This is a genomic window from Crenobacter cavernae (genome assembly GCF_003355495.1).
In the GTDB taxonomy this organism is placed as follows: Bacteria; Pseudomonadota; Gammaproteobacteria; order Burkholderiales; family Chromobacteriaceae; genus Crenobacter; species Crenobacter cavernae.
Window position 1 is genome coordinate 3,053,570 of sequence record NZ_CP031337.1, and the last position, 18,939, is coordinate 3,072,508.

An 18,939-nucleotide genomic window follows, 5' to 3' on the forward strand; every position below is an offset into this window, starting at 1 on the left:
CTTCCGCCGCTCCTCTAGCGGGAAGTCGGGAGCACAAACTCGGCATGAGGGGGGCCGACGTTTCTAACGAAAAGGGGGTTCCCTATCCATCGCTCCCTGCATCGCGGACACTTTTCAGTTGTTCAGTTTTCCAGAGCCGGCCGAATCGTAAAAAACGTAGCGCCGACCAAAGCGGAACACGCTATCAGTTCCAGCTTGATGAAAGTCTTTCAAGCAGTTCCTGATCAGTCCTTATCAGCAGAATGGTTCATGCCAGAAGTGAAATCAAGGAAAGAGACAAATTGACTGTCACGCCTTGATTACATTGGGAAATACAACGAGGAGCAATTGCAAGGACAATGTCAATGGCAAACGCAAAGGAGGCTGACTTCACTTCGGTATAGCGGATACCGTTCAGCTTTGCGAAGGCAAGAGAACGAGCTTGGCGGTGAGGGGGAGATGGTCGGACAAGGCCGCCCACGGCAGCCCCTGATGCACTTCGGCCGCAACCGGCGACAGGCCGCGGACGTAGATGCGGTCGAGCGGCAGCATGGGCATGCGGGCCGGGAAACTCCGCGCGTGGCGGCCGTACAGGCTCTCGAAAACCTCGTTCAGACCCAGCTCACCCGCGAGGATCGAGCTTGCCTCTCCGCGCCAGTCGTTGAAGTCGCCGGCCATGATCAACGCGGTATCGGTGGGAATGGCGTGGTCGATATAGGAGCGCAGCTTGGCCAGCTGTTTACGGCGGTCGTGCGCCAGCAGGTTGAGGTGCACGCAAAGCGCGGCGACCTTCACCGGCCAGCCGGTAAGCTGCAAATCGCAGTGCAGCAGGCCACGCTGTTCGAGGCGGTTGACCGAGATGTCGACGTTGCAGCGGGTGCTCAGCGGATAGCGCGACAGGATAGCGTTGCCATGATGGCCGTGATTGTAAGCCGCGTTCAGGCCGTAGGCAGCCTTGTGCGACAGCCTTCGCGCCAAGTAATGGTGTTGCGCCTCGCTCGGCCAGTCTGAAAAACGCAAGGAACGCAGCGCGTTCTTGCCCTGCACTTCCTGCAGGAACAGCAGGTCGGGCGACAGCTTGGCCAGGCCGTGGGCGATATTGGGCAGCTGCACGCGCCGGTTGAGCGGCGACATGCCCTTGTGCATATTAAAGGTCGTGATCGTCAGCGACCGCATACGACCACCCGGGTCGTCAGTTGGGTAATCGCCTCGGCGTTCGACGGCGAGAACACCTTGTCTCGAGCGGCCTCCCACGGCAACCATTCGAAATCCACGTGTTCGCCCGGCGCCAGCCTGACCGGCAACGGCTCGGGGACCTCGAGGCCGAACACGTGTTCGACATTGTGCGTCGTACCCGGCGCGTAGCGCGCGCGCCAGTGGTCGAAGATCTCGTAGGTATTGGTGTGCTGCCAGTCCTCTAAGCGATAAAGCGCGGCGTCGAGCCCGGTCTCTTCCTGCACCTCGCGGCGTGCGGTCTCGGCCAACGTTTCAAAACCCTCGCGGCTGCCGGTCACCGACTGCCAGTAGCCGGCCTTGTCGGCGCGTTCGATCAAGAGCACATCGAGTGCCGGCGTGTAGATCACCACCAGGACCGACACCGGCTGCTTGTAGCCGCTCATGCGCCCTCCCCGCCCAGCCCGAAACGGCTGGCCGTCTCGTCGCCGAGCACCGCCACCAGGTTGGCAAGTTCGACCGCAGACTTGACGCCCATCTTGTCGAACACACGCGCACGGTGCACTTCGACCGTTTTCATGCTGATCGCGAGCGTATCGGCGATCTGCTTGTTGAGCTTGCCGGCCAGCACCAGCGCCATCACCTGCTTTTCGCGTTCGGTCAGCGAGGCCAGTGCGGCTTCGACGCGCGACAGCCTCTGGTGCCTGCCGCGCGCGTCGTCGTCCTTCTGGATGCCGGCTTCGACGAGGGCCAGTAGCCTCGCGTTGTCGAACGGTTTTTCCAGGAAGTCGAAGGCGCCGAGCTTGAGCGCCGCCACGGCGTGCGGCACGTCGCCGTGAGCGGTCAGCATGATGACCGGCGGCACGTAGGCGAGCTCGACCAAGCTTTCGAGCAGCATGATGCCGCTCATGCCGGCCAGCCTGAGGTCGAGCACGATGCACTGATAGCTGTCGACCACGCCGGCACAGAGGAAGGCCTCTGCGCTGTCATAGCCGTCCACTTCGAAACCGTGGCCTTCGAGCAGCCACAGGAGCGCGTCGCGTACCGCGGCGTCGTCGTCGATGATCGCTAGCCTTCGCTGCACGGCGGTCCCTCTTGAATGGATGGGCTTGGGCCCGGCATCGCAGCCGGGTTGAGGATGCGGACTTCACGCTGCGGGAACGGCATCGCTACGCCATGTTCTTTGAAACTGCGCCAGATGGCGAGGTTGAGGTCGGACTTCAGACCCATGAAGCCGTTTTCCGGATCGGCGACCCAGAAGCCGAGCTCGAGCATGATGCCGTTGTCGCCAAAAGCGGTGACGAAGGCCGCCGGCGCCGGGTTTTTCAACAGCCTCGGATGCTGAGCCGCGTCGCCCATCAGCTTGAGCGCGAGGTCGAGGTCGGTGCCGTAGGCGACCTGCACTTGCAGGCTAGTCCAGATCGCCTTGTCGGAGTAGGACTGGTTGATCACGGTATTGGCGATCAGCGTGTCGTTCGGCACCAAGGCTTCCGAGCCGTCCAGGCCCTTGAGCACGACGTAACGCGCGGTGATCTGCGACACGTAGCCGACGCGGTTGTCGACCATCAGCCTATCGCCGATGCGGATCGAACGGTCGAGCAGGATGATAAAGCCGGACACGTAGTTGCTGGCGATCTTCTGCAGGCCGAAACCCAAGCCGACGCCGAGCGCGCCGCCGAACACCGACAGCACGGTCAGGTCGATGCCGACGATGGGCAGCGCGATCAGCACGGCGGCGACGATCAGGATGGTGCGCGCCAGCTTCGAGAACACGATGCGCAGGTTCATGTCGAGCTCGCCGATGCGCATCAGCCGGTTGTCGATCAGCCGGCTGACCCACATCGCGCCGACCAGGATCACCGCGACCCACAGGATGGCGGTGATCACGATCAACAGGTCGAGCTTCGACTTGCCGACGTGGAAGGTCACCGACTGCAGCCAGTCGATCACCAGGCTGTCGGCGCCGATCGCCCAGGTGATGAACGCCAGCCACAGCAGCACCGACAGCGACTGTTCGCTGCCGCGTTCGAACTTGCCCTTGGGCATCGCCTGGCGCAGCATCGCCGCGAGCACGCGGATCGCCGCCAGCCAGAACAGCATCGCCGATACGATAGGCAGCACGTGCGCCGGGCGCTTGAGCAGCAACACCCACACCGCCGCCGACACGATCACCAGGATCTGCGACGCGATAGGCAGCACGACGCGGAAGCCGACGTAGGGCAGGAAGCGGTCGAGCCGCCCTGGGTGTGGCTCGAAGAAGCGACGGTAGACCCGGCGCGCGATCAGCCAGCCCGCGCCGATACAGGCGAGCGTGATGGCAAGCTCCATCAGCCCCGACGCTGTCTGCAGCGCGTCCCACAGGATGTCGATGGTGAGTTCGTCGCGGTGGTAAATCAGCAAACCTTGCTCTCCCTTCAAAAGGTTGGCCGAGCCTTTGGCGCTCGGCCAGGCTTTCAGCCTTGCTCCGACAAGCCCGCTTCAGAGAGGTGCAGCACGCGGCCGGTGCGGGCGGCGAGGTCGTGGTCGTGGGTGACGATGACGAGCGCGGTGCCGAGGCTACGGTTCAATTCCAGCATCAGTTCGAACACCGCATCGGCGTTGCCGCGGTCGAGGTTACCGGTCGGCTCGTCGGCCAACAGGCAGGCCGGACGCGTGACCAGGGCGCGCGCGATCGCCGCGCGCTGACGCTCGCCGCCGGACAGCTCGCCCGGCTTGTGTTCTAACCTCGCGGCCAAGCCGACCCGCGTCAGCATTTCGCCCGCCGCGCGGGCCGCGTCGTCGCGCGACATGCGGCGGATCAACAGCGGCATCATCACGTTTTCCAGCGCCGAAAACTCGGGCAGCAGGTGATGGAACTGGTAGACGAAGCCGAGGTCGCGGTTGCGCAGCTCGCCGCGACGCTTTTCCGACAGCGTGTACAGATCCTCACCCGACAGCGTGACGCGGCCGTGGGTCGGCGTATCGAGCCCGCCCAACAGGTGCAACAGCGTGCTTTTTCCCGAGCCGGACGCGCCGACCACGGCGAGCATGTCGCCCTTGTCCACCTTCAGATCGATGCCGGACAGCACGGTCAGCGCGCGCCGGCCCTCTTCATAGGTCTTGGCGAGGCCGAAGGCCTCGAGTACCGGACTATTCATAGCGCAATGCCTCCGCCGGCTGCAGCCGCGCGGCGTGCCAGCTCGGATACAGGGTGGCGAGGAAGGACAGCACCAGCGAGATCAGCGCAATCGTGGTGACATCGCCCGACAGCACCTGCGACGGCAGGTGGTCGATCAGGTAGACGTCGCCCGAGATCAGCTTGGTGCCGAGCACGCGTTCGATCGCCGGGACAATAATGTCCAGATTCAGCGCCACCAGCACCCCGCCGGCGACGCCCGACAAAGTGCCGAGAATGCCGGACACCGAACCCTGGATCACGAAGATCTTCATGATGCTGGCCGGGCTCGCACCCAGCGTGCGCAGGATCGCGATGTCGGCCTGCTTGTCGGTGACGACCATCACCAGCGTCGACACCAGGTTGAACGCCGCGACGGCGACGATCAGCGTCAGGATGATGAACATCATCCGTTTCTCGATCTGCACCGCGCGGAAGTAGTTGGCGTTCATGTCGGACCAGTCGGTCGCCGTCGCCTCGGGCGGCAGCTTGCCGGCCAGCCTGATCTTCAGGTCGGGCGCGAGCATCGGGTCGGACAGTTTCAGCCGCACGCCGGACACCGCGTCGCCCATGCGGAACAAGAGCTGCGCGTCCTTCAGATCGACCATCGCCAGCGACGAGTCGAACTCGAACATGTCGACCTTGAACACGCCGACGACGGTGAACTGCTTGAGCCGCGGCATCAGCCCGGCCGGCGTCACGTTGCCCTGCGGCGTCAACAGCGTCACCTTGTCACCGACCGAGACGCCCAGCTGGCGCGCCAGTTCGACGCCGAGCACGATGCCGAAGCCGCCCGGTTTCAGGTCGGCAAGGCGCCCGGATAGCATCTTCTGGCCGACCTCGACCACCTTGTCCTCGCGCGCCGGCTCGACCCCGCGCACCAGCGCGCCTCGCACCACGCCGCGCGACGTCAACAGGCCCTGCGCGTTGACGAAGGGCGCGACCGCGCGCACCTCGGGCTCGCGCTCGGCCAACTTGACGTACGCCGGCCAGTCGGAAAGCCTGGCGTCGTAGGTGCTGATTTCGAGGTGGGACGCGACACCGAGGATGCGGCCGCGGATTTCCTTCTGAAAGCCGTTCATCACCGACAAGACGATGATGAGCGCCGCGACGCCGAGCGCGATGCCTATCATCGACACCAGCGAAATGAAGGAAATGAAACCATTGCGGCGGCGCGCACGCAGATATCTCAGGCCGATGAAGGCCTCGAACGGGAGGGACATGCGGGCCCTTCAGGATTGGTAGGGGTTTTCGAGGCGCTGCATCAGTTGCACGAGAACCTCGCGCACCTGGGTCTCGTCGCAGCCCATCAGGATCGCGTCTTCGAATGCGTCCTGCGCCAGCTGCGCCAGCTCCTCGAGGTTCTCGCGCATCACCTTGATCTTTTCCACGCAGGCGACGGTGTTGCCCTGCGGATCGCGCCAAACCGGCAAATCGAGATTGCTGCTCATCGTAATATCGTGCTTCAAAACGGCGATGCCCGCTCTTGCGGGCATCGCGGGGTTCATCTTCGTGCCACTAGCCGCGGCTGCTGGGCTGGGATTTCTTGTGACGGCCTGTCTCCGGCTTGTCCTTGCCGCCCTTCTTCGAGTTCGTGCTCTTCTCGCTCGACTTCTCGGCGGACCTCTTCTTCGATTGCCTCGTGCTTTTTTCTTCGGGCGGGTCCTTTTCGCGGCCCTTCTTCTTGCTCTTGGGCGCGTCGGCGACGTCCGCCTTTACCGCGGGGCAGCGCCGGCCCTTCTTGCACTTGACCGGTTCAGCCTCGGCCTTGTCGACCTTGCGGTAGCGCGATTCGGCCTTCGATTCCGGCTTCTGGGACCCAGCCTTCTTCGATTCTACGAGCCGCCTCGGTTCGGCCTCATACCTTGCCGGCGAGACGGCGACCGTTTCGCGCTCGCGCACCGGCTTTTCGGCCCGCTCGACCCGCGCCGGCTTCTCGGTCAGCTCGCTCGCGGCCGAGCCCCGTTGCACGCGACGGGCGCCGTTGTAGCGCTGCGTCCAGTAGCCGATGTTCAGGCTGGTGATCTCGACGCTCTTGCCGGTGCGCGGCGAATGGATGAAACGCCCGTTGCCCATATAGATGCCGGCATGGGAATAGGCGAAGCCGCGCGTGTTGAAGAAGACCAGATCACCGGGCACAAGTTCGCCCTTGTCGACCGGCTTGCCGACGCGCGCCATCTCGGCGGCGGTGCGTGGCAGGTTCACCTTTAGCGACTTCTGGAACACATACTGGATAAAACCGCTGCAATCGAGGCCGGAACTGGGGGTGCTGCCGCCGAAACGATAGGCGACGCCGATCAGGCTCATCGCCTGCAGCAACAGGTCGCCCACCGCCTCTTCTCCGGGCGAGGAGAATCGGGAAATCGGGTCGTCGTCGCCCTGGGACTTGTCTGGTGCCGCGTAGGCGCAGGCCATGAACGCGGCCAGCAGCGCAGCGAGTAAGCGCAGGTGCAATTTCATAGACCGCACTCTAACCAACGAGGCTAGGCGTGTAAAGCCGGCCCGCCGGCATGTTATGCTGCCGTCAGACCCTTGTCTGACAGGGGATGGTAACGATCGGCCACGGAATCATCCATGCTCCGCGAAACCCTGATCGCCATGCGCGACCTGCCGCGTTTGAAACAAATCAGCGGCGTTCTGATACGACACGGCCTCGGCGAATTCACGCAGCGGCTGGGCCTGCCCCGCGCGCTGGAAAAGGCCGGCGAATGGCTGCACCTGTCGCAGGCGGCCGAAGCGGAAGCCGGCCTGCCGACGCCGGTGCGCCTACGGCTCGCGTTCGAGGAGCTCGGCCCGACCTTCATCAAGCTCGGCCAGATCCTGTCGACCCGCGTCGACGTGTTCTCGCCCGACTGGATCGCCGAGTTCGAAAAACTGCAGAGCCGTGTGCCGCCGATTCCGCCGGCCGACGTCCCCCGCTTGTTGGCCAGCGCACTCGGCCAACCTCTGGAAGACATCTTCAGCCGTTTCGACAACGCGCCGATCGGTTCGGCGTCGATCGCGCAGGTGCACCGCGCCGAGCTCTTGGACGGCACGGTGGTCGCGGTCAAACTGCGCCGGCCGGGCATCGTCGACAAGGTCGAGGCGGACCTGCGCATCCTCAGCCACATCGCTTACCTGGTCGAACTCGAATTCCCCGACAGCCGCCGCTACCAGCCGACCGAGATCGTCAACCAGTTCGCGCGCTCGCTGCACCGCGAACTCGACCTCGCCGTCGAGGCGCGCAATATGGATCGCTTCGGGCGCGATTTCGCCGACGATATCGACATCACCGTGCCGCGCGTGTACTGGCCGTATACCAATGCGGCGGTCAACGTGCAGGACTATGTCGACGGGCTGCCGGCGACCCAGCTCGGCGAGGTCGCCGCCGCCGGGCTCGACGCGGTGCTGCTCGCTAAGCGCGGTGCCGACGCGGTGCTGCGCATGATCCTCGTCAACGGCTTCTTCCACGCCGACCCACATCCGGGCAACGTGTTCTTCCTGCCGGAAAACCGGCTCGCCTTCATCGACTTCGGCATGGTCGGCCGGCTATCGCACGCGCGGCGCGACGAGATCGTCGACCTGTTGGCTGCGCTCGCCGACCGTGACGAGCGCGCGATGCTCGACGTGCTGATCGAATGGACCGGCAGCAGCCCGGTCGACGAGACCAAGTTCGCCTACGACATCGGCGAGTTTATGTTCGCCTACGAGCATGTGCCGCTGAAGAACCTCAACCTCAGCCAGCTGATCAACGACATCATGGCGCTGGTGCGCGAGCACTCGATCGTGCTGCCATCGGAACTCACGCTGCTATTCAAGGCGCTGATCACGCTCGAGGGCCTCGGCCGCCAGCTCGACCCGAATTTCCAGCTGGTCGAGCACATCACGCCCTTCGTGCGCCAGCTGATGGTCGAGCGCTATCATCCGAAGGCGCTGCTGCAGCGCGGCAAGCACACGATGGCCGAGACGGTGTCGATGCTCGCGTCCTTGCCGCGCGACCTGATCCGCATCGGCAAGGACGTGCGCCACGGCAAGTTCCGCGTCAACCTCGACCTCCAACGCCTCGACCAGTTCGGCCGCCAACTCGACAAGAGCTCCAACCGGCTGACGATGGGCATCGTCACCGGCTGCCTGATCATCGGCTCGGCGATCGTGATCACGGTCGACGCCGGGCCGAAGCTGTTCGGCCTGCCCTTCTTCGGCTTCATGGGCTTCATGGTCGCCTTCTTCAACAGCGTCTGGCTGCTGTGGTCGATCTGGCGCGCCGGCAAGGAATGGCCATGAAAACGCCCGCCCTTAAATGCAGCCTGGTGCTGCTGCTCGCACTCGGGCTCGGCCAAGCCGCGCTCGCGATCGAAGTGATCACGCTCAACTGGCGCGATGCGAACGAGGTCGCCGACGCGCTCGCGCCGCACCTTAGGGCCGACGAGTCGGCCAGCGCGCTCGACAACCGGCTGATCCTCGACGTCAGCCCGGCCCGCGCCGCACAACTGCGCCAGATCGTGTCCTCGCTCGACGTGCGTCCGGTGTCCTTGCTGGTGGAGGTGGAACAACAGAGCAGCAGGCGCGGCGGCTCGGCCACCATCGACTGGGGAGGCAAGATCAGCGGCAGCGACGTCGAGATCGGCACCGGTGACGGCGTCGACCTGCGTGCCAAGGGACGCGACAGCCGCGCCGACAGTCGCCTGACGCTCAGGCTGCTAGACAATCGCAGCGCTTATATCGCGATGTCCGACAGCCGGCCGCTGCCGTGGCAGGTGGTAGGCCCGCGCGGCCCTATCGGCGGCATCGACTACCGCGAAGCGATCCGCGGCTTTCACGTCCGGCCGCGGCTGGCCGGCGGCGACCGGGTGCTGGTCGACATCGCCACGCGCGACGACGCTTTCCGCGGCCGTACGCTCGACGCGTCACGACTCGCGACCACGGTAGAAGGCAGGCTCGGCGACTGGATAGTCCTCGGCGGCGTCGGTCAGGACAATCGCGGCCGCGAGGTCGTGTTGTTCGGCGCCGGCGCGGCGCGCGCCAACGTCGCGCGCCAGGTGCGTCTGCGCATCACGCGTTTACCCTAGGCTTGCGGCGTGTGTCGCCGCCGCGCCACACGCCTTTCCTCCCCCCTTTCCTCCCCCTGTCTCTTTTTGGCTCTCCACGCACGTCAAAACTTGAGCAAAGCTCCATTCTCCTTGCCGCCCGTGCCGAGGCGATTTTTATATCCAATGGTTATTTTTAATAATTTTTCATAATTATTTCGATATAAGAAACCCGTATTGGACGCTATGCCGCCAGGCTTCTTACCTTGTGAGGCACGCAAGTCATTCCACATGGAATAATGTGCTTGCCAACAAAAATGAGAGTTATTATCATTAACTCGATCAGCGGACGACCTCACAAGGAGCAGCCCATGAAAGCCATGCTGGTAGGCGCCGATCAACTCGGCAACATTCCCGACGTGCTGAACGGCTTCGGCATCGACATCCACCGGCATCTGACCGGTCGCAACAGCTCGCACCAGCGCAAGGTCGACCGCCTGCCGGCCGGGACCGATCTGTTGATCCTGTTCACCGACTTTCTCGGCCACAACGTGATGAAGCACTTCCGCGAACTCGCGAACGCCGAGAACATCCGCTTCATCGCTTGCCGCCGCTCGGCGTGCGCGCTCAAGCAGACGCTCGAAGGCTGCGGCCTCGGCGAGGCCGGCCGGTGCGCCACCTGCCCGAACGCGGCCGCGAAGAAAAAAGGCCGCAAGTGAGCGCGCTCGTCGCGCGCTTTAGGCCCCGGCAGAACGCAAACAGGTTGGCCGAGCACTAAAGCTCGGCCAACCTGTTTGCGTATTTTCGTCCCCTCAAAGCGCCACCAGGCGCTCTCAGCGCTCCCTGCGTTCAGACCTCGCCGTTTCCGGCGCGTCGCGCGGCGACGCGGATCTGCCGCATCTGCCTGGTGAACTCGCGGCAGTTCACGCACAGGAACAGGTGGAAACGCAGCTTGCCCTGCTCCCATCTCGAGAGCGGGCGGTCGAGCGAGGCCGAAATCAGCCGGCTCGCTTCCCGGCAACTCATCATCATCAATCTTCCCCTACAGCCAGCGGATGGAAAAACATTCGCGCAGACTCATCCTTGCCCGGTACAGCAGCACTGAACAGTTGGTCGCGCTGATCTCGAGTTGCTTACAGATGTCGGCGATTTCGAGCCCCATCATCTCGCGCATCACGAACACCATCGCGGTACGGCGCGGCATCGCCTCCGAGCAGCGCTCGAACACCGCCCAGAATTCGCGCGAGATCAGCTCCTGTTCCGGCTGGCCCCAGGCCTTGACCGGCTCGCGCCAGCGGCCGGAGCGGTCGAACAGGCCGTCGAAGTCCGAGTCGTCGATTTCGTCGGGCAGCGGCTCGAATCGCTCGTCGCGCTTCTTGGCGCGCAAGGTGTCGAGCAGCTTGAAGCGCAATATCGACGTCAGCCACGTGCGCAAGGAAGACGCGCCCTTGAAGCTCGCCAGCGATTCGAGCGCGGCGAGCAGGGTCTCCTGCACCACCTCCTCGGCGGCGCCGCGGTCGCGTAACTGGGCGAGCGCATAGCGCAACAGGTAGTCGCGCTCGGCCTCGATCATTTCCGGTGTCGCCATTCCTGCTTCCCTTTCAGCCGCGGCAGTAGTCGACCGCCTCGGCCAACCTCTCGACGCCGATCACTTCCATGCCTTCGATCGCCTGGCGCGGCCGGTTGGCCGAGGGCACGATCGCGCGGGTGAAGCCGAGCTTGGCGGCCTCCTTGAGTCTTTCCTGGCCGCGCGCGACCGGCCGCACCTCGCCCGACAGACCAATCTCGCCGAACACCACCATCTTTTCCGGCAGCGGCTGGTTGCGCAAAGACGACACCATAGCCAGCACGACGGCCAAGTCGGCCGCCGGCTCGCCGATCTTCACGCCGCCGACCGCGTTGAGGAACACGTCCTGGTCGAAGCACGCGACGCCGGCGTGGCGGTGCAGCACCGCCATCAGCATCGCGAGCCGGTTCTGCTCGAGGCCTACGGTCAGCCGCTTGGGCTGGAAGCCGTGCGCGTCGTCGACCAGCGCCTGAATCTCGACCAGCAAGGGCCGCGACCCTTCCTGGGTGGCCAGCACGCTGGAACCCGGCACGTCGTCGCGGTACGACGACAGGAAGATCGCCGACGGGTTCGACACGCCCTTCAGCCCCTTCTCGGTCATCGCGAACACGCCGAGCTCGTTGGCGGCGCCGAAGCGGTTCTTGATCGCGCGGATCATCCGGTAGCTCGAGTGCGCATCGCCCTCGAAGTACAGCACAGTGTCGACGATGTGTTCGAGCACGCGCGGGCCGGCGATCGCGCCTTCCTTGGTCACGTGGCCGACCAAGAGGATGGTCGTACCGGTCTGCTTGGCGACGCGCGTCAGCTGCGCCGCGCACTCGCGCACCTGGCTCACCGAGCCGGGCGCCGAGGTGACCGCCTCGGTGTACAAGGTCTGGATCGAGTCGATCACCGCGACCTCGGGCGCCTCGGCCTGCAGCGTCGCGAGGATCGTCTCCAGCCGGATCTCGGCCAGCAAATGCACGCGGCCCGGGTCGACCGCGAGCCGGCTTGCGCGCAGCGCAATCTGCTGCGGCGATTCCTCGCCCGACACGTAAAGCACCTTCTTCGTCGCGCCGAGGCTGGAGAGCGCCTGCAGCAAGAGCGTCGACTTGCCGATACCCGGATCGCCGCCCAAGAGGATCACCGCGCCCTTCACGATGCCGCCGCCGAGCACGCGGTCGAGCTCGTCGATGCCCGACGGCGTGCGCGGCAGCTCCTCGGCCTGCACCTCGGACAAGAGCTGCACCGCGCTCGCGTTGGCGGTCCAGGTCTGGAAGCGCGGGTTGGCGGACGGCGCCGCGACCGTGGTCTCGGTCAGCGTGTTCCACGCGTTGCAGTGCGGGCACTGCCCCTGCCATTTGGGGCTCTGTCCGCCGCATTCGCTGCAGCTGTAAACGGTCTTGATCTTGGCCATGCGCGGCCCTAGCTGTTGGCCTGGCCCGGCGTCTTGCCCGGCTGGCCCTGGTTGAGTTCGCGGATCAGGTTGAGCATGCGGCCCTGCTCGTTCGCCTCGCCGTCGAGCTTGGGCGCCGCCTTGGGCTTGATCGCCGACAGTACCGCCTCGACCTGCGGGTCGGCCTCTGCGGCCTTGTCGGCCGCCTCGTCGGTCAGTGGTGAACGCTGGGTGACCGGGGCGCCCGGCTTGATGACGGACGTCTCATTCCTGCCGTCCGCCGGCTTCTTGGGCGGGCCGCCCTGCGGCGCCGGCTCGGGCAGCGGTTCCATCGTCGCCAGCCTGTGCTTTTCCATGTACTCGTGCATCTCGCGCCAGCCCGAATAGACCTGCGCCTTGTCGGCGTCCGGGTTGCGCAGATAGCACTCCTCGAGCGACCGCCCGGTCTGGCGGCAGGACGCGCCGACCGCCTTGTTGGCGTCCTTGCCGAGGCCGGTCACGTTGTTGATCCAGTTGCAGCCGGCCACGAGGCCCAGCATCGGCAACCACAGCGCGCTACGCATGACGCCCTCCTTGTTCTTGTGAGACTCAGCCCTGCTGCGGACGCAGGTCGAGTTCGATGATCTCGCCCGAACGGCCGGCGCTGTCCTCGCCGATCCAGTAAGTCAGGTGCGGCAACAGGTCGGCGATCGTGCCGCGCTCGTAGCGCGCTTCACCCGGGTGGGTGCGGGTGCGCAAGGGCGAGTCGATCGAGCCTGGCACCAACAGGTTCACACGCAGGTTCGGGTACGCGTCCCACTCGTTGGCCGCCACCTGGGTGAGATACACGAGGCCGGCCTTGGACGCGCCGAACGCGCCCCAGAACGGGCCGGCCTTCAGGCCGTGCGTCTCGCCGAGGAACAGCACCGACGCGTCCGGCGCCGCCTTCAACAGCGGCAGGCACGCGCGCGTCAGCGCGAACGGCGCGACGGTGTTGACCCGGTACTGGTTCATCCATTCGTCGATGCGCTGGTCGACGAGCGGCGACGCCGCGTAGAAATGGCTGGCCGAGTGCAGGATGCCGTCCAGACGCCCGAGCGTCTGCTTGATCTGCATCGCGAGGTTCATAAACTCTTCGTCGCTCGCGGTGAACAGGTCGAGCGCGATCGCCACCGGCTCCGGACCGCCGGCCGCGACGATCGCGTCGTACACCGCCTCGAGGTTGCGCTGGCTGCGCGCGAGCAGCACCACGGTCGCACCGCGACGGGCGAAGTCGAGCGCGGCCGCGCGGCCGACGCCCTGCGTCGCGCCGGTGACGAGGATCACGCGGCCGTCGAGCCGGTTCGCGCCAAATTCTTTATCGTTCATCAGTTACACCCAAATCGTCGATCAGGGCGCGGGCGGCGGTCACGCCGCTTTGTACCGCGCCTTCCAGCGTGGCCGGGTAATCCGGATGCATCCAGTCACCGGCCAGATAAGCGTATTGTATCCCGAGCCGCACGTCGGGGCGGGCAAGGCCGGGCTCGGCGGCGAAGGTCGCGCGTTTTTCGGCGATCACGCGGGATTGCAAAGCTTGGCCGAGCCCGGCGTCGACCTTGTGCATATCGGCCAGCACGCGCGCGGCGACCTCGTCGTGCGACAGCTCGGCCAAGTCGCCCGCGGTGCTGACGACGGCGGCGACCCAGCCTTTTTCGCCGGTCAGCGCGCCCTTGTCGAACAGCCAGTGCGCGGTGCCATGCGCGAGGCCGGTGATGGCCGACGGCAAGCGCGGCGCGCGGGCAAACTGCAGGTACACGGTATATATCGGCTCGAAACGCCAGCGCTTGACGGCGTCGTGCCACGGCGCTTCGTCGGTGAGCCGCACCGCGTGGTAGGGCGCGACCGCCATGACCACCGCATCGAATGCCTCACCGTCGACCGACACGCCGACCTGGCATGCATCTATGCGTTCAATACGTTGGCCGAGCCTTATCGTCGCGCCCTGTCCCGAGAGCCAGGCCAGCGCCGGCGTCGGAAACAGGCTCGACAGGTCGACGCGCGGCAGCAAGAGTTCGCCGTCCTGCCGGCTGCCGCCGAGGCTGTCGCGCAGCATCTTTGCACACGTCTTCATCGAAGCACGTTCAAGCGGCGTGTTCATGCCCGACAGCACCAGGGGGCGCCAGAAGGTATCGATCAGGCGTGCAGGTTGGCCGAGCGTTTCCAGCCAGCCGGCGACGGTGAGTTTGTCGTCGACGCGCCAGTTTTCTTTCTTGAGCTTCGACAGCGCGCGCGCCAGCGCCAGCTTGTCGCGCCACGTCAGTCCCTTTGCCGTCAGCAGCCCCGCCGCCAGATGCAGCGGAGCCGGCAGCGGCAGGCAGCGCATCGCGACACCGTCGGCCTGCAGCCATTGCAGCGGCAGGCGCCGGAAGGCCTCGTCGGGGTCGACGCCGACCACGCGCATCATGCGCAGGCATTCGCGATAGGCGCCGATCAGGATGTGCTGGCCGTTGTCGAGCGTCACGCCGTCCACCTCGACCGCGCGCGCCCGCCCGCCGGGCATCCGCCCGGCCTCGAACACCGTCACGTCGCAGGAGTGGACGAGCTCTACCGCGGCGGCGAGGCCCGCCCAGCCGGCGCCGACGATAGCAATCCTTGGACGCGTCACGCCTTGTAGCCGAAGGTCGCCGTTTTCCACGCGAGCCACAGCTTGCGCAGCGGCGTCAGCGACAGGCGCTGGTTCAGCACGCGCTCGGGGCCGTCGATCCTGATTTCCTCGAGCGTCGCGCGGTAGATCGCCGCCATCGCGAGGCCGACCTTCTGCGGCTTGCGGTCGACGGCCGGCAGCAGTTCCCACGCCTGGCGGTAATGGCCGAGCGCGCGCTCGATTTGGAATGCCATCAAGGCCTTGAACTCGGGCGTTTCGCGGTAGTTCTGGATGTCGGCGGCCGGCACGTTGAAGCGTTCGAGCTCTTCGACCGGCAGATAGATGCGGCCGCGGCGCGCGTCCTCGCCGACGTCACGGATGATGTTGGTCAGCTGGAAGGCGACACCAAGCTCGTGCGCGTACTTTAGCGTCTTCTTGTCCTGATAGCCGAAGATCTGCGCCGACAGTTGGCCGACCACGCCGGCGACGCGGTGGCAGTACAGCAACAGGTCGGAAAAGCCCGAGTAGCGCGCATAGTTGAGGTCCATCTCCATGCCGTCGACGATCTCGAGGAACCACGCCTCGGGCAGGTCGAACGCCTGGATATGCGGTTGCAGCGCGCGCGTCACCGGATGGTTCGGTGCGCCGGTGTACAGCCGCGACAGCTCGAGCCGCCACCATGCGAGCTTGGCGCGCGCGACGGCCTCGTCCTTGCACTCGTCGACGACGTCATCGACCTCGCGGCAATACGCGTAGAGCGCGGTCAGCGCGCGCCGCTGCGCGTCGGGCAGAAAGCGGAAGCTGTAATAGAAGCTCGAACCGCTCTTCGCGGTCTTGTCCTCGCAATACTCGTCGGGCGTCACGCGCCACTCCTCTCCATGTCTATTGTCATTTTGCCCGCAGCGCGCGCCAGACCATATACCCCCAGTCGCGCCGGCTCAGCACCGGGCGCTGGTGGAACACGTCGCCGCCCGACTCGTGCAGCTTCTGCAGCATGCGCTCGCCGCCGAGGATGATCATCCGCAACTCGAAGCCGATCCGCCCCTTCAGCTTTTTCCCGAGCGGCGCGCCGGCGGCGAGCATGGCCCTCGCGCGCTCGATTTCTTTCATCATCAGCGCGCGCCACAGGCCGCCCGCGTCGCCGGCGGCGATCTGCTCTTCGCGGATGCGGAAACGCGCGAGGTCTTCCTGCGGGATATACACGCGCCCCTTCTTCCAGTCGATCGCGACGTCCTGCCAGAAGTTGATCAATTGCAGCGCGGTGCAGATGCCGTCGCCCATCGCGACGCTTTTCGCGTCGGTCTCGCCGTAGAGCGCGAGCATCAGCCGGCCGACCGGGTTGGCCGAGCGACGGCAGTAGTCGATGAGCTCGGCAAACGTCGCATAACGCGTCTTGACCACGTCCTGGCTGAACGCCGACAACAGGTCGTAGAACGGCGCGAGCGGCAAGCGCTGTCTCTCGATAACGGCGGCCAGCTCCTGCATCAGCGCCGTTTGCGGCGCCTCGCCGCGCGCGATGCGGTCGAGCTCGGCGGACAACGCGGCCAGCTCGGCCAACCTTTGCTCGGGGCTGGCGTCGCCCTCGTCGGCAATGTCGTCGGCAGTACGGGCGAAGCGATAGATCGCGTGCACCGGCGCGCGCAAGGCGCGAGGCAGCGCGAGCGAGCCGACCGGGAAGTTCTCGTAATGCCCGACGCCCATGACAGAATCCCGAAACCAAAGCCCAACATTATAACCGAGCTGGCCTTCCTTTTTTTCGCAAAACCCCCTTTACAAGCCCGAAACCCCTCCCTATAATCCGCCTCCACTTGCGAAACGCAACAAACGCGCAAGGCACCGTGGGGGTATAGCTCAGCTGGGAGAGCGCTTGCATGGCATGCAAGAGGTCAGCGGTTCGATCCCGCTTACCTCCACCAAAGATTGACGGTTTTGGTTTATTCCGGAACCGGTTTTGTCCCCATCGTCTAGAGGCCTAGGACACTACCCTTTCACGGTAGGTACCGGGGTTCGAATCCCCGTGGGGACGCCACAGTTCACCGTGGGGCTATAGCTCAGCTGGGAGAGCGCTTGCATGGCATGCAAGAGGTCAGCGGTTCGATCCCGCTTAGCTCCACCATTAGTTTCTCGAAAGAGAAAAACGACGTCCCCATCGTCTAGAGGCCTAGGACACTACCCTTTCACGGTAGGTACCGGGGTTCGAATCCCCGTGGGGACGCCAGTGCACCCGTAGCTCAGTTGGATAGAGTATCTGGCTACGAACCAGAGGGTCGGGCGTTCGAATCGCTCCGGGTGCACCACCCGCAGTCCCTATAGTTTAGCGGTTAGAACACCGCCCTTTCACGGCGGTAGCCGGGGTTCGATTCCCCGTGGGGACGCCAGTTAAATCGACGAGTTGGACAGCAGCTGTTAAGACTCGTCGGTAGTAATTAAGCAATACGCACAAAAGCGCTCAAGCCATCTTGAGCGCTTTTTATTTTTCTGCCTGCATCCCGACGACCGACTTTTCCGGAAGGCCGATCGCTTCGCGCCATCTATTCACTGGCAGCACCTCACCCGCCCGGTCACCGGGGCACTGGCCGCTTCGACCTTCCCCCTGCATCGCCTCAAGACCGGCCCCGCCCAGTCACCGGCCATGGCGTGTTCTGCAAGCGTTTCCCGGGTGATCCGCCGGGCTCGCCACGATGATCGCCGGCATCCGCAGCGCCACCGACGAGCTGTCGCGCACCGCCGTGTCGCTCACGCGCGAGCTGGGCCAGCTCGACGGCAGCGCCGCGCGCGCCAGCGGCGACGCTCGACGCGCTGACGCGTCAGGCCGGGGACTGCCTGGCGCAGATCCGCAGCGTGGCCGCCGCGGCCGCCGAACAGAGCCAGACCGGCGTCGCCCTGGCCGGCAATATCGAGCAGGTGGCGGCCATGGTAGAGGACACGCAGCGCGCGGCCGGCCAGACGGTCGGCGCGGTGCGCCGCATCGACACGCTGTCGGCCACGCTCAAGCACTCGGTCGACCGCTTCCGGCTGTAGCTGCAACGTTGGCCGAGCCTGCCGGTTCCGCGCCGGCGACGCTTGGCCTATCATCGGGCCGTCTGCCCACGACGGTCCCTTATATGCGCAAACTCCCGCCGCTCAGCGCCCTCAAGGCCTTCGAGGCCGCCGCCCGCCACCGCCACTTCGGCCGCGCCGCCGACGAACTCTTCGTCACGCACAGCGCGATCAGCCATCAGGTGCGCTCGCTCGAAGACGCGCTCGGCGTCGCGCTGTTCGAGAAGCAGGGGCGGCAGGTCGCGTTGACCCACGTCGGCACGCGGATGCTGCACGCGGTCGAACAGGCGCTCGACATCATGGCCGAGGCGTGCGCCGACGCAAGCCACCCGGGCATGCGCGGCGACCTGACGCTATCGGCGCCGCCCGAGCTCGCGCACCGCCTCTTCACGCGCATCGCGGCCGAATTCGCCGACCGCTACTCCGACCTGACGCTACGCCTCTTGGTGCACGACAGCGACAGCCGCGAAGTGAATCCTTCGGCCGACCTCACCCTGCTCTACGACCTGCCGGCGACCGACTGGGACCGCTACTGGGCGGTGCCGATGAGGGCGATCGACTTCTTCCCGGTTTGCCACCCGGCGCTGGTGCAGCAGGAAAACCATCTCGCCCAACCTTCCGATCTCGCGCGCCACCGCCTGCTGCACGATGACCAGGACGGCAAGAACTGGGCGACCTGGCTCGGCGCGTTCGCGCCCGAGATCGCGCCGCCGCGCGGAAACCTGCATTTCGCGCACTCGGGGCTCGCCATCGAGGCGGCGCTGTTGAAAACGGGCGTCGCGCTCGCCGACGAGCTGACCGCCGGCGAGGAACTCAAGAGCGGCCGCCTGGTGCGCCCCTTCACCGGCGGCGTGCCGTCGCCCGGCCAGTACTATCTCGTCTACGAACGCCGCAAGCGAGACGACGCGCGCCTCGCCGCCTTCCTCGCCTTTCCCGCGCTCGCGCCGTACCTGTGTGAATCCAACTCACCGATCATCGAAAATTGATCGTTAGTCGGTAAGAAAATCTAACCCTACGATACGTCCATGAGCAGCGGCGCCCCGC

General features: G+C 65.4%; 22 protein-coding genes and 6 tRNA genes. 11 read left to right on the top strand and 17 right to left on the bottom strand.

Translation table 11 applies throughout. The features are described from left to right. Window positions 1-393: 393 nt before the first annotated feature. The 8 genes from DWG20_RS14790 to DWG20_RS14825 all read right to left on the bottom strand — a co-directional run bounded on the left by DWG20_RS14790 (window position 394) and on the right by DWG20_RS14825 (window position 6,766). Complete coding sequence (locus DWG20_RS14790; RefSeq protein WP_115434518.1) at window positions 394-1,155, bottom strand: endonuclease/exonuclease/phosphatase family protein; 762 nt, start codon at window positions 1,153-1,155, stop codon at window positions 394-396. Continuing rightward, the gene (gene nudB / locus DWG20_RS14795) at window positions 1,143-1,598 is read right to left on the bottom strand and encodes a dihydroneopterin triphosphate diphosphatase (RefSeq protein WP_115434519.1); all 456 of its coding nucleotides are present in this window, start codon (window positions 1,596-1,598) and stop codon (window positions 1,143-1,145) included. The genes DWG20_RS14790 and nudB overlap by 13 nt, the downstream gene beginning before the upstream one ends. Then, window positions 1,595-2,236: a response regulator transcription factor gene (locus DWG20_RS14800; protein ID WP_115434520.1), complete on the bottom strand. Its 642-nt coding sequence runs from the start codon at window positions 2,234-2,236 to the stop codon at window positions 1,595-1,597. Before DWG20_RS14800 ends, nudB begins: the two co-directional genes overlap by 4 nt. Continuing rightward, on the bottom strand, window positions 2,221-3,552 hold the full coding sequence (locus DWG20_RS14805) for a mechanosensitive ion channel family protein (protein ID WP_245944730.1): 1,332 nt from the start codon (window positions 3,550-3,552) through the stop codon (window positions 2,221-2,223). The genes DWG20_RS14800 and DWG20_RS14805 overlap by 16 nt, the downstream gene beginning before the upstream one ends. A gap of 53 nt (window positions 3,553-3,605) precedes the next feature. Next, entirely contained in the window at window positions 3,606-4,289 is a 684-nt protein-coding gene (gene lolD, locus DWG20_RS14810; RefSeq protein ID WP_115434521.1) for a lipoprotein-releasing ABC transporter ATP-binding protein LolD, read from the bottom strand. Further along, window positions 4,282-5,529 carry a lipoprotein-releasing ABC transporter permease subunit gene (locus DWG20_RS14815; RefSeq protein WP_115434522.1) on the bottom strand — a complete coding sequence of 416 codons (1,248 nt, stop codon included), beginning with the start codon at window positions 5,527-5,529 and terminating at the stop codon, window positions 4,282-4,284. The genes lolD and DWG20_RS14815 overlap by 8 nt, the downstream gene beginning before the upstream one ends. A gap of 9 nt (window positions 5,530-5,538) precedes the next feature. Further along, a complete protein-coding gene (locus tag DWG20_RS14820; RefSeq protein WP_115434831.1) occupies window positions 5,539-5,757 on the bottom strand; it encodes a hypothetical protein in 219 nt (72 codons plus the stop codon). Window positions 5,758-5,824: 67 nt separating this feature from the next. Continuing rightward, window positions 5,825-6,766, bottom strand: coding sequence for a C40 family peptidase (locus tag DWG20_RS14825; protein ID WP_115434523.1), 942 nt, complete (start codon window positions 6,764-6,766; stop codon window positions 5,825-5,827). A 114-nt stretch (window positions 6,767-6,880) separates the two neighbouring features. Between DWG20_RS14825 and DWG20_RS14830 the strand changes: the two genes are divergently transcribed. Continuing rightward, the gene (locus DWG20_RS14830; protein ID WP_115434524.1) at window positions 6,881-8,569 is read left to right on the top strand and encodes an ABC1 kinase family protein; all 1,689 of its coding nucleotides are present in this window, start codon (window positions 6,881-6,883) and stop codon (window positions 8,567-8,569) included. Next, window positions 8,566-9,354 (top strand): hypothetical protein, encoded by a 789-nt coding sequence (locus DWG20_RS14835; RefSeq protein WP_115434525.1) that lies wholly within the window; start codon window positions 8,566-8,568, stop codon window positions 9,352-9,354. The genes DWG20_RS14830 and DWG20_RS14835 overlap by 4 nt, the downstream gene beginning before the upstream one ends. A gap of 83 nt (window positions 9,355-9,437) precedes the next feature. On the opposite strand, the gene DWG20_RS16205 is transcribed toward DWG20_RS14835, so the two are convergent. After that, the gene (locus DWG20_RS16205) at window positions 9,438-9,605 is read right to left on the bottom strand and encodes a hypothetical protein (protein ID WP_181880940.1); all 168 of its coding nucleotides are present in this window, start codon (window positions 9,603-9,605) and stop codon (window positions 9,438-9,440) included. A 78-nt stretch (window positions 9,606-9,683) separates the two neighbouring features. On the opposite strand from DWG20_RS16205, the gene DWG20_RS14840 reads away from it, so the two are divergent. Beyond that, complete coding sequence (locus DWG20_RS14840) at window positions 9,684-10,031, top strand: DUF2325 domain-containing protein (RefSeq protein WP_115434526.1); 348 nt, start codon at window positions 9,684-9,686, stop codon at window positions 10,029-10,031. 130 nt (window positions 10,032-10,161) lie between these two features. On the opposite strand, the gene DWG20_RS14845 is transcribed toward DWG20_RS14840, so the two are convergent. Genes DWG20_RS14845 through hpnC form a run of 8 tightly spaced genes read right to left on the bottom strand, consistent with a single transcriptional unit; the run spans window position 10,162 to window position 16,557 of the window. Beyond that, window positions 10,162-10,344 carry a zf-HC2 domain-containing protein gene (locus DWG20_RS14845; protein ID WP_115434527.1) on the bottom strand — a complete coding sequence of 61 codons (183 nt, stop codon included), beginning with the start codon at window positions 10,342-10,344 and terminating at the stop codon, window positions 10,162-10,164. A gap of 10 nt (window positions 10,345-10,354) precedes the next feature. After that, on the bottom strand, window positions 10,355-10,900 hold the full coding sequence (locus tag DWG20_RS14850) for a sigma-70 family RNA polymerase sigma factor (protein WP_115434528.1): 546 nt from the start codon (window positions 10,898-10,900) through the stop codon (window positions 10,355-10,357). 13 nt (window positions 10,901-10,913) lie between these two features. Next, the gene (gene radA / locus DWG20_RS14855) at window positions 10,914-12,275 is read right to left on the bottom strand and encodes a DNA repair protein RadA (RefSeq protein WP_115434529.1); all 1,362 of its coding nucleotides are present in this window, start codon (window positions 12,273-12,275) and stop codon (window positions 10,914-10,916) included. 8 nt (window positions 12,276-12,283) lie between these two features. Next, window positions 12,284-12,817, bottom strand: a complete 534-nt coding sequence (locus DWG20_RS14860; protein WP_115434530.1) for a hypothetical protein — start codon at window positions 12,815-12,817, stop codon at window positions 12,284-12,286. Between the two features lie 25 nt (window positions 12,818-12,842). After that, window positions 12,843-13,601: an SDR family oxidoreductase gene (locus DWG20_RS14865; RefSeq protein WP_115434531.1), complete on the bottom strand. Its 759-nt coding sequence runs from the start codon at window positions 13,599-13,601 to the stop codon at window positions 12,843-12,845. Then, on the bottom strand, window positions 13,591-14,877 hold the full coding sequence (gene hpnE / locus DWG20_RS14870) for a hydroxysqualene dehydroxylase HpnE (protein WP_115434532.1): 1,287 nt from the start codon (window positions 14,875-14,877) through the stop codon (window positions 13,591-13,593). The genes DWG20_RS14865 and hpnE overlap by 11 nt, the downstream gene beginning before the upstream one ends. Next, window positions 14,874-15,719, bottom strand: coding sequence for a presqualene diphosphate synthase HpnD (hpnD, locus tag DWG20_RS14875; RefSeq protein ID WP_115434533.1), 846 nt, complete (start codon window positions 15,717-15,719; stop codon window positions 14,874-14,876). Before hpnD ends, hpnE begins: the two co-directional genes overlap by 4 nt. Window positions 15,720-15,744: 25 nt before the next feature. After that, complete coding sequence (gene hpnC, locus DWG20_RS14880; protein ID WP_115434534.1) at window positions 15,745-16,557, bottom strand: squalene synthase HpnC; 813 nt, start codon at window positions 16,555-16,557, stop codon at window positions 15,745-15,747. Between the two features lie 139 nt (window positions 16,558-16,696). On the opposite strand from hpnC, the gene DWG20_RS14885 reads away from it, so the two are divergent. From DWG20_RS14885 to DWG20_RS14920, 8 genes are all read left to right on the top strand, one after another. Continuing rightward, window positions 16,697-16,772: transfer RNA gene (locus tag DWG20_RS14885), tRNA-Ala, on the top strand. 37 nt (window positions 16,773-16,809) lie between these two features. Next, window positions 16,810-16,885 (top strand) — tRNA-Glu (locus DWG20_RS14890). An 11-nt stretch (window positions 16,886-16,896) separates the two neighbouring features. After that, window positions 16,897-16,972, top strand: a tRNA-Ala gene (locus DWG20_RS14895). 26 nt (window positions 16,973-16,998) lie between these two features. Further along, window positions 16,999-17,074, top strand: a tRNA-Glu gene (locus DWG20_RS14900). Window positions 17,075-17,076: 2 nt separating this feature from the next. Next, window positions 17,077-17,153, top strand: a tRNA-Arg gene (locus DWG20_RS14905). 6 nt (window positions 17,154-17,159) lie between these two features. Further along, window positions 17,160-17,234 (top strand) — tRNA-Glu (locus DWG20_RS14910). A gap of 463 nt (window positions 17,235-17,697) precedes the next feature. After that, window positions 17,698-17,877, top strand: a complete 180-nt coding sequence (locus DWG20_RS14915; protein WP_115434535.1) for a hypothetical protein — start codon at window positions 17,698-17,700, stop codon at window positions 17,875-17,877. Window positions 17,878-17,960: 83 nt separating this feature from the next. Continuing rightward, a complete protein-coding gene (locus tag DWG20_RS14920; RefSeq protein ID WP_115434536.1) occupies window positions 17,961-18,881 on the top strand; it encodes a LysR substrate-binding domain-containing protein in 921 nt (306 codons plus the stop codon). Window positions 18,882-18,939 lie beyond the last annotated feature (58 nt).

Excerpts from the sequence above, each read along its gene's own strand:
- DWG20_RS14790 (WP_115434518.1), bottom strand. The coding sequence starts at position 1,155 with ATGCGGTCGCTGACGATCACGACCTTTAATATGCACAAGGGCATGTCG.
- nudB (WP_115434519.1), bottom strand. The coding sequence starts at position 1,598 with ATGAGCGGCTACAAGCAGCCGGTGTCGGTCCTGGTGGTGATCTACACG.
- lolD (WP_115434521.1), bottom strand. The coding sequence starts at position 4,289 with ATGAATAGTCCGGTACTCGAGGCCTTCGGCCTCGCCAAGACCTATGAA.
- DWG20_RS14815 (WP_115434522.1), bottom strand. The coding sequence starts at position 5,529 with ATGTCCCTCCCGTTCGAGGCCTTCATCGGCCTGAGATATCTGCGTGCG.
- DWG20_RS14820 (WP_115434831.1), bottom strand. The coding sequence starts at position 5,757 with ATGAGCAGCAATCTCGATTTGCCGGTTTGGCGCGATCCGCAGGGCAAC.
- DWG20_RS14825 (WP_115434523.1), bottom strand. The coding sequence starts at position 6,766 with ATGAAATTGCACCTGCGCTTACTCGCTGCGCTGCTGGCCGCGTTCATG.
- DWG20_RS14830 (WP_115434524.1), top strand. The coding sequence starts at position 6,881 with ATGCTCCGCGAAACCCTGATCGCCATGCGCGACCTGCCGCGTTTGAAA.
- DWG20_RS14835 (WP_115434525.1), top strand. The coding sequence starts at position 8,566 with ATGAAAACGCCCGCCCTTAAATGCAGCCTGGTGCTGCTGCTCGCACTC.
- DWG20_RS16205 (WP_181880940.1), bottom strand. The coding sequence starts at position 9,605 with ATGTGGAATGACTTGCGTGCCTCACAAGGTAAGAAGCCTGGCGGCATA.
- DWG20_RS14840 (WP_115434526.1), top strand. The coding sequence starts at position 9,684 with ATGAAAGCCATGCTGGTAGGCGCCGATCAACTCGGCAACATTCCCGAC.
- DWG20_RS14845 (WP_115434527.1), bottom strand. The coding sequence starts at position 10,344 with ATGATGATGAGTTGCCGGGAAGCGAGCCGGCTGATTTCGGCCTCGCTC.
- DWG20_RS14850 (WP_115434528.1), bottom strand. The coding sequence starts at position 10,900 with ATGGCGACACCGGAAATGATCGAGGCCGAGCGCGACTACCTGTTGCGC.
- radA (WP_115434529.1), bottom strand. The coding sequence starts at position 12,275 with ATGGCCAAGATCAAGACCGTTTACAGCTGCAGCGAATGCGGCGGACAG.
- DWG20_RS14860 (WP_115434530.1), bottom strand. The coding sequence starts at position 12,817 with ATGCGTAGCGCGCTGTGGTTGCCGATGCTGGGCCTCGTGGCCGGCTGC.
- DWG20_RS14865 (WP_115434531.1), bottom strand. The coding sequence starts at position 13,601 with ATGAACGATAAAGAATTTGGCGCGAACCGGCTCGACGGCCGCGTGATC.
- hpnC (WP_115434534.1), bottom strand. The coding sequence starts at position 16,557 with ATGGGCGTCGGGCATTACGAGAACTTCCCGGTCGGCTCGCTCGCGCTG.
- DWG20_RS14920 (WP_115434536.1), top strand. The coding sequence starts at position 17,961 with ATGCGCAAACTCCCGCCGCTCAGCGCCCTCAAGGCCTTCGAGGCCGCC.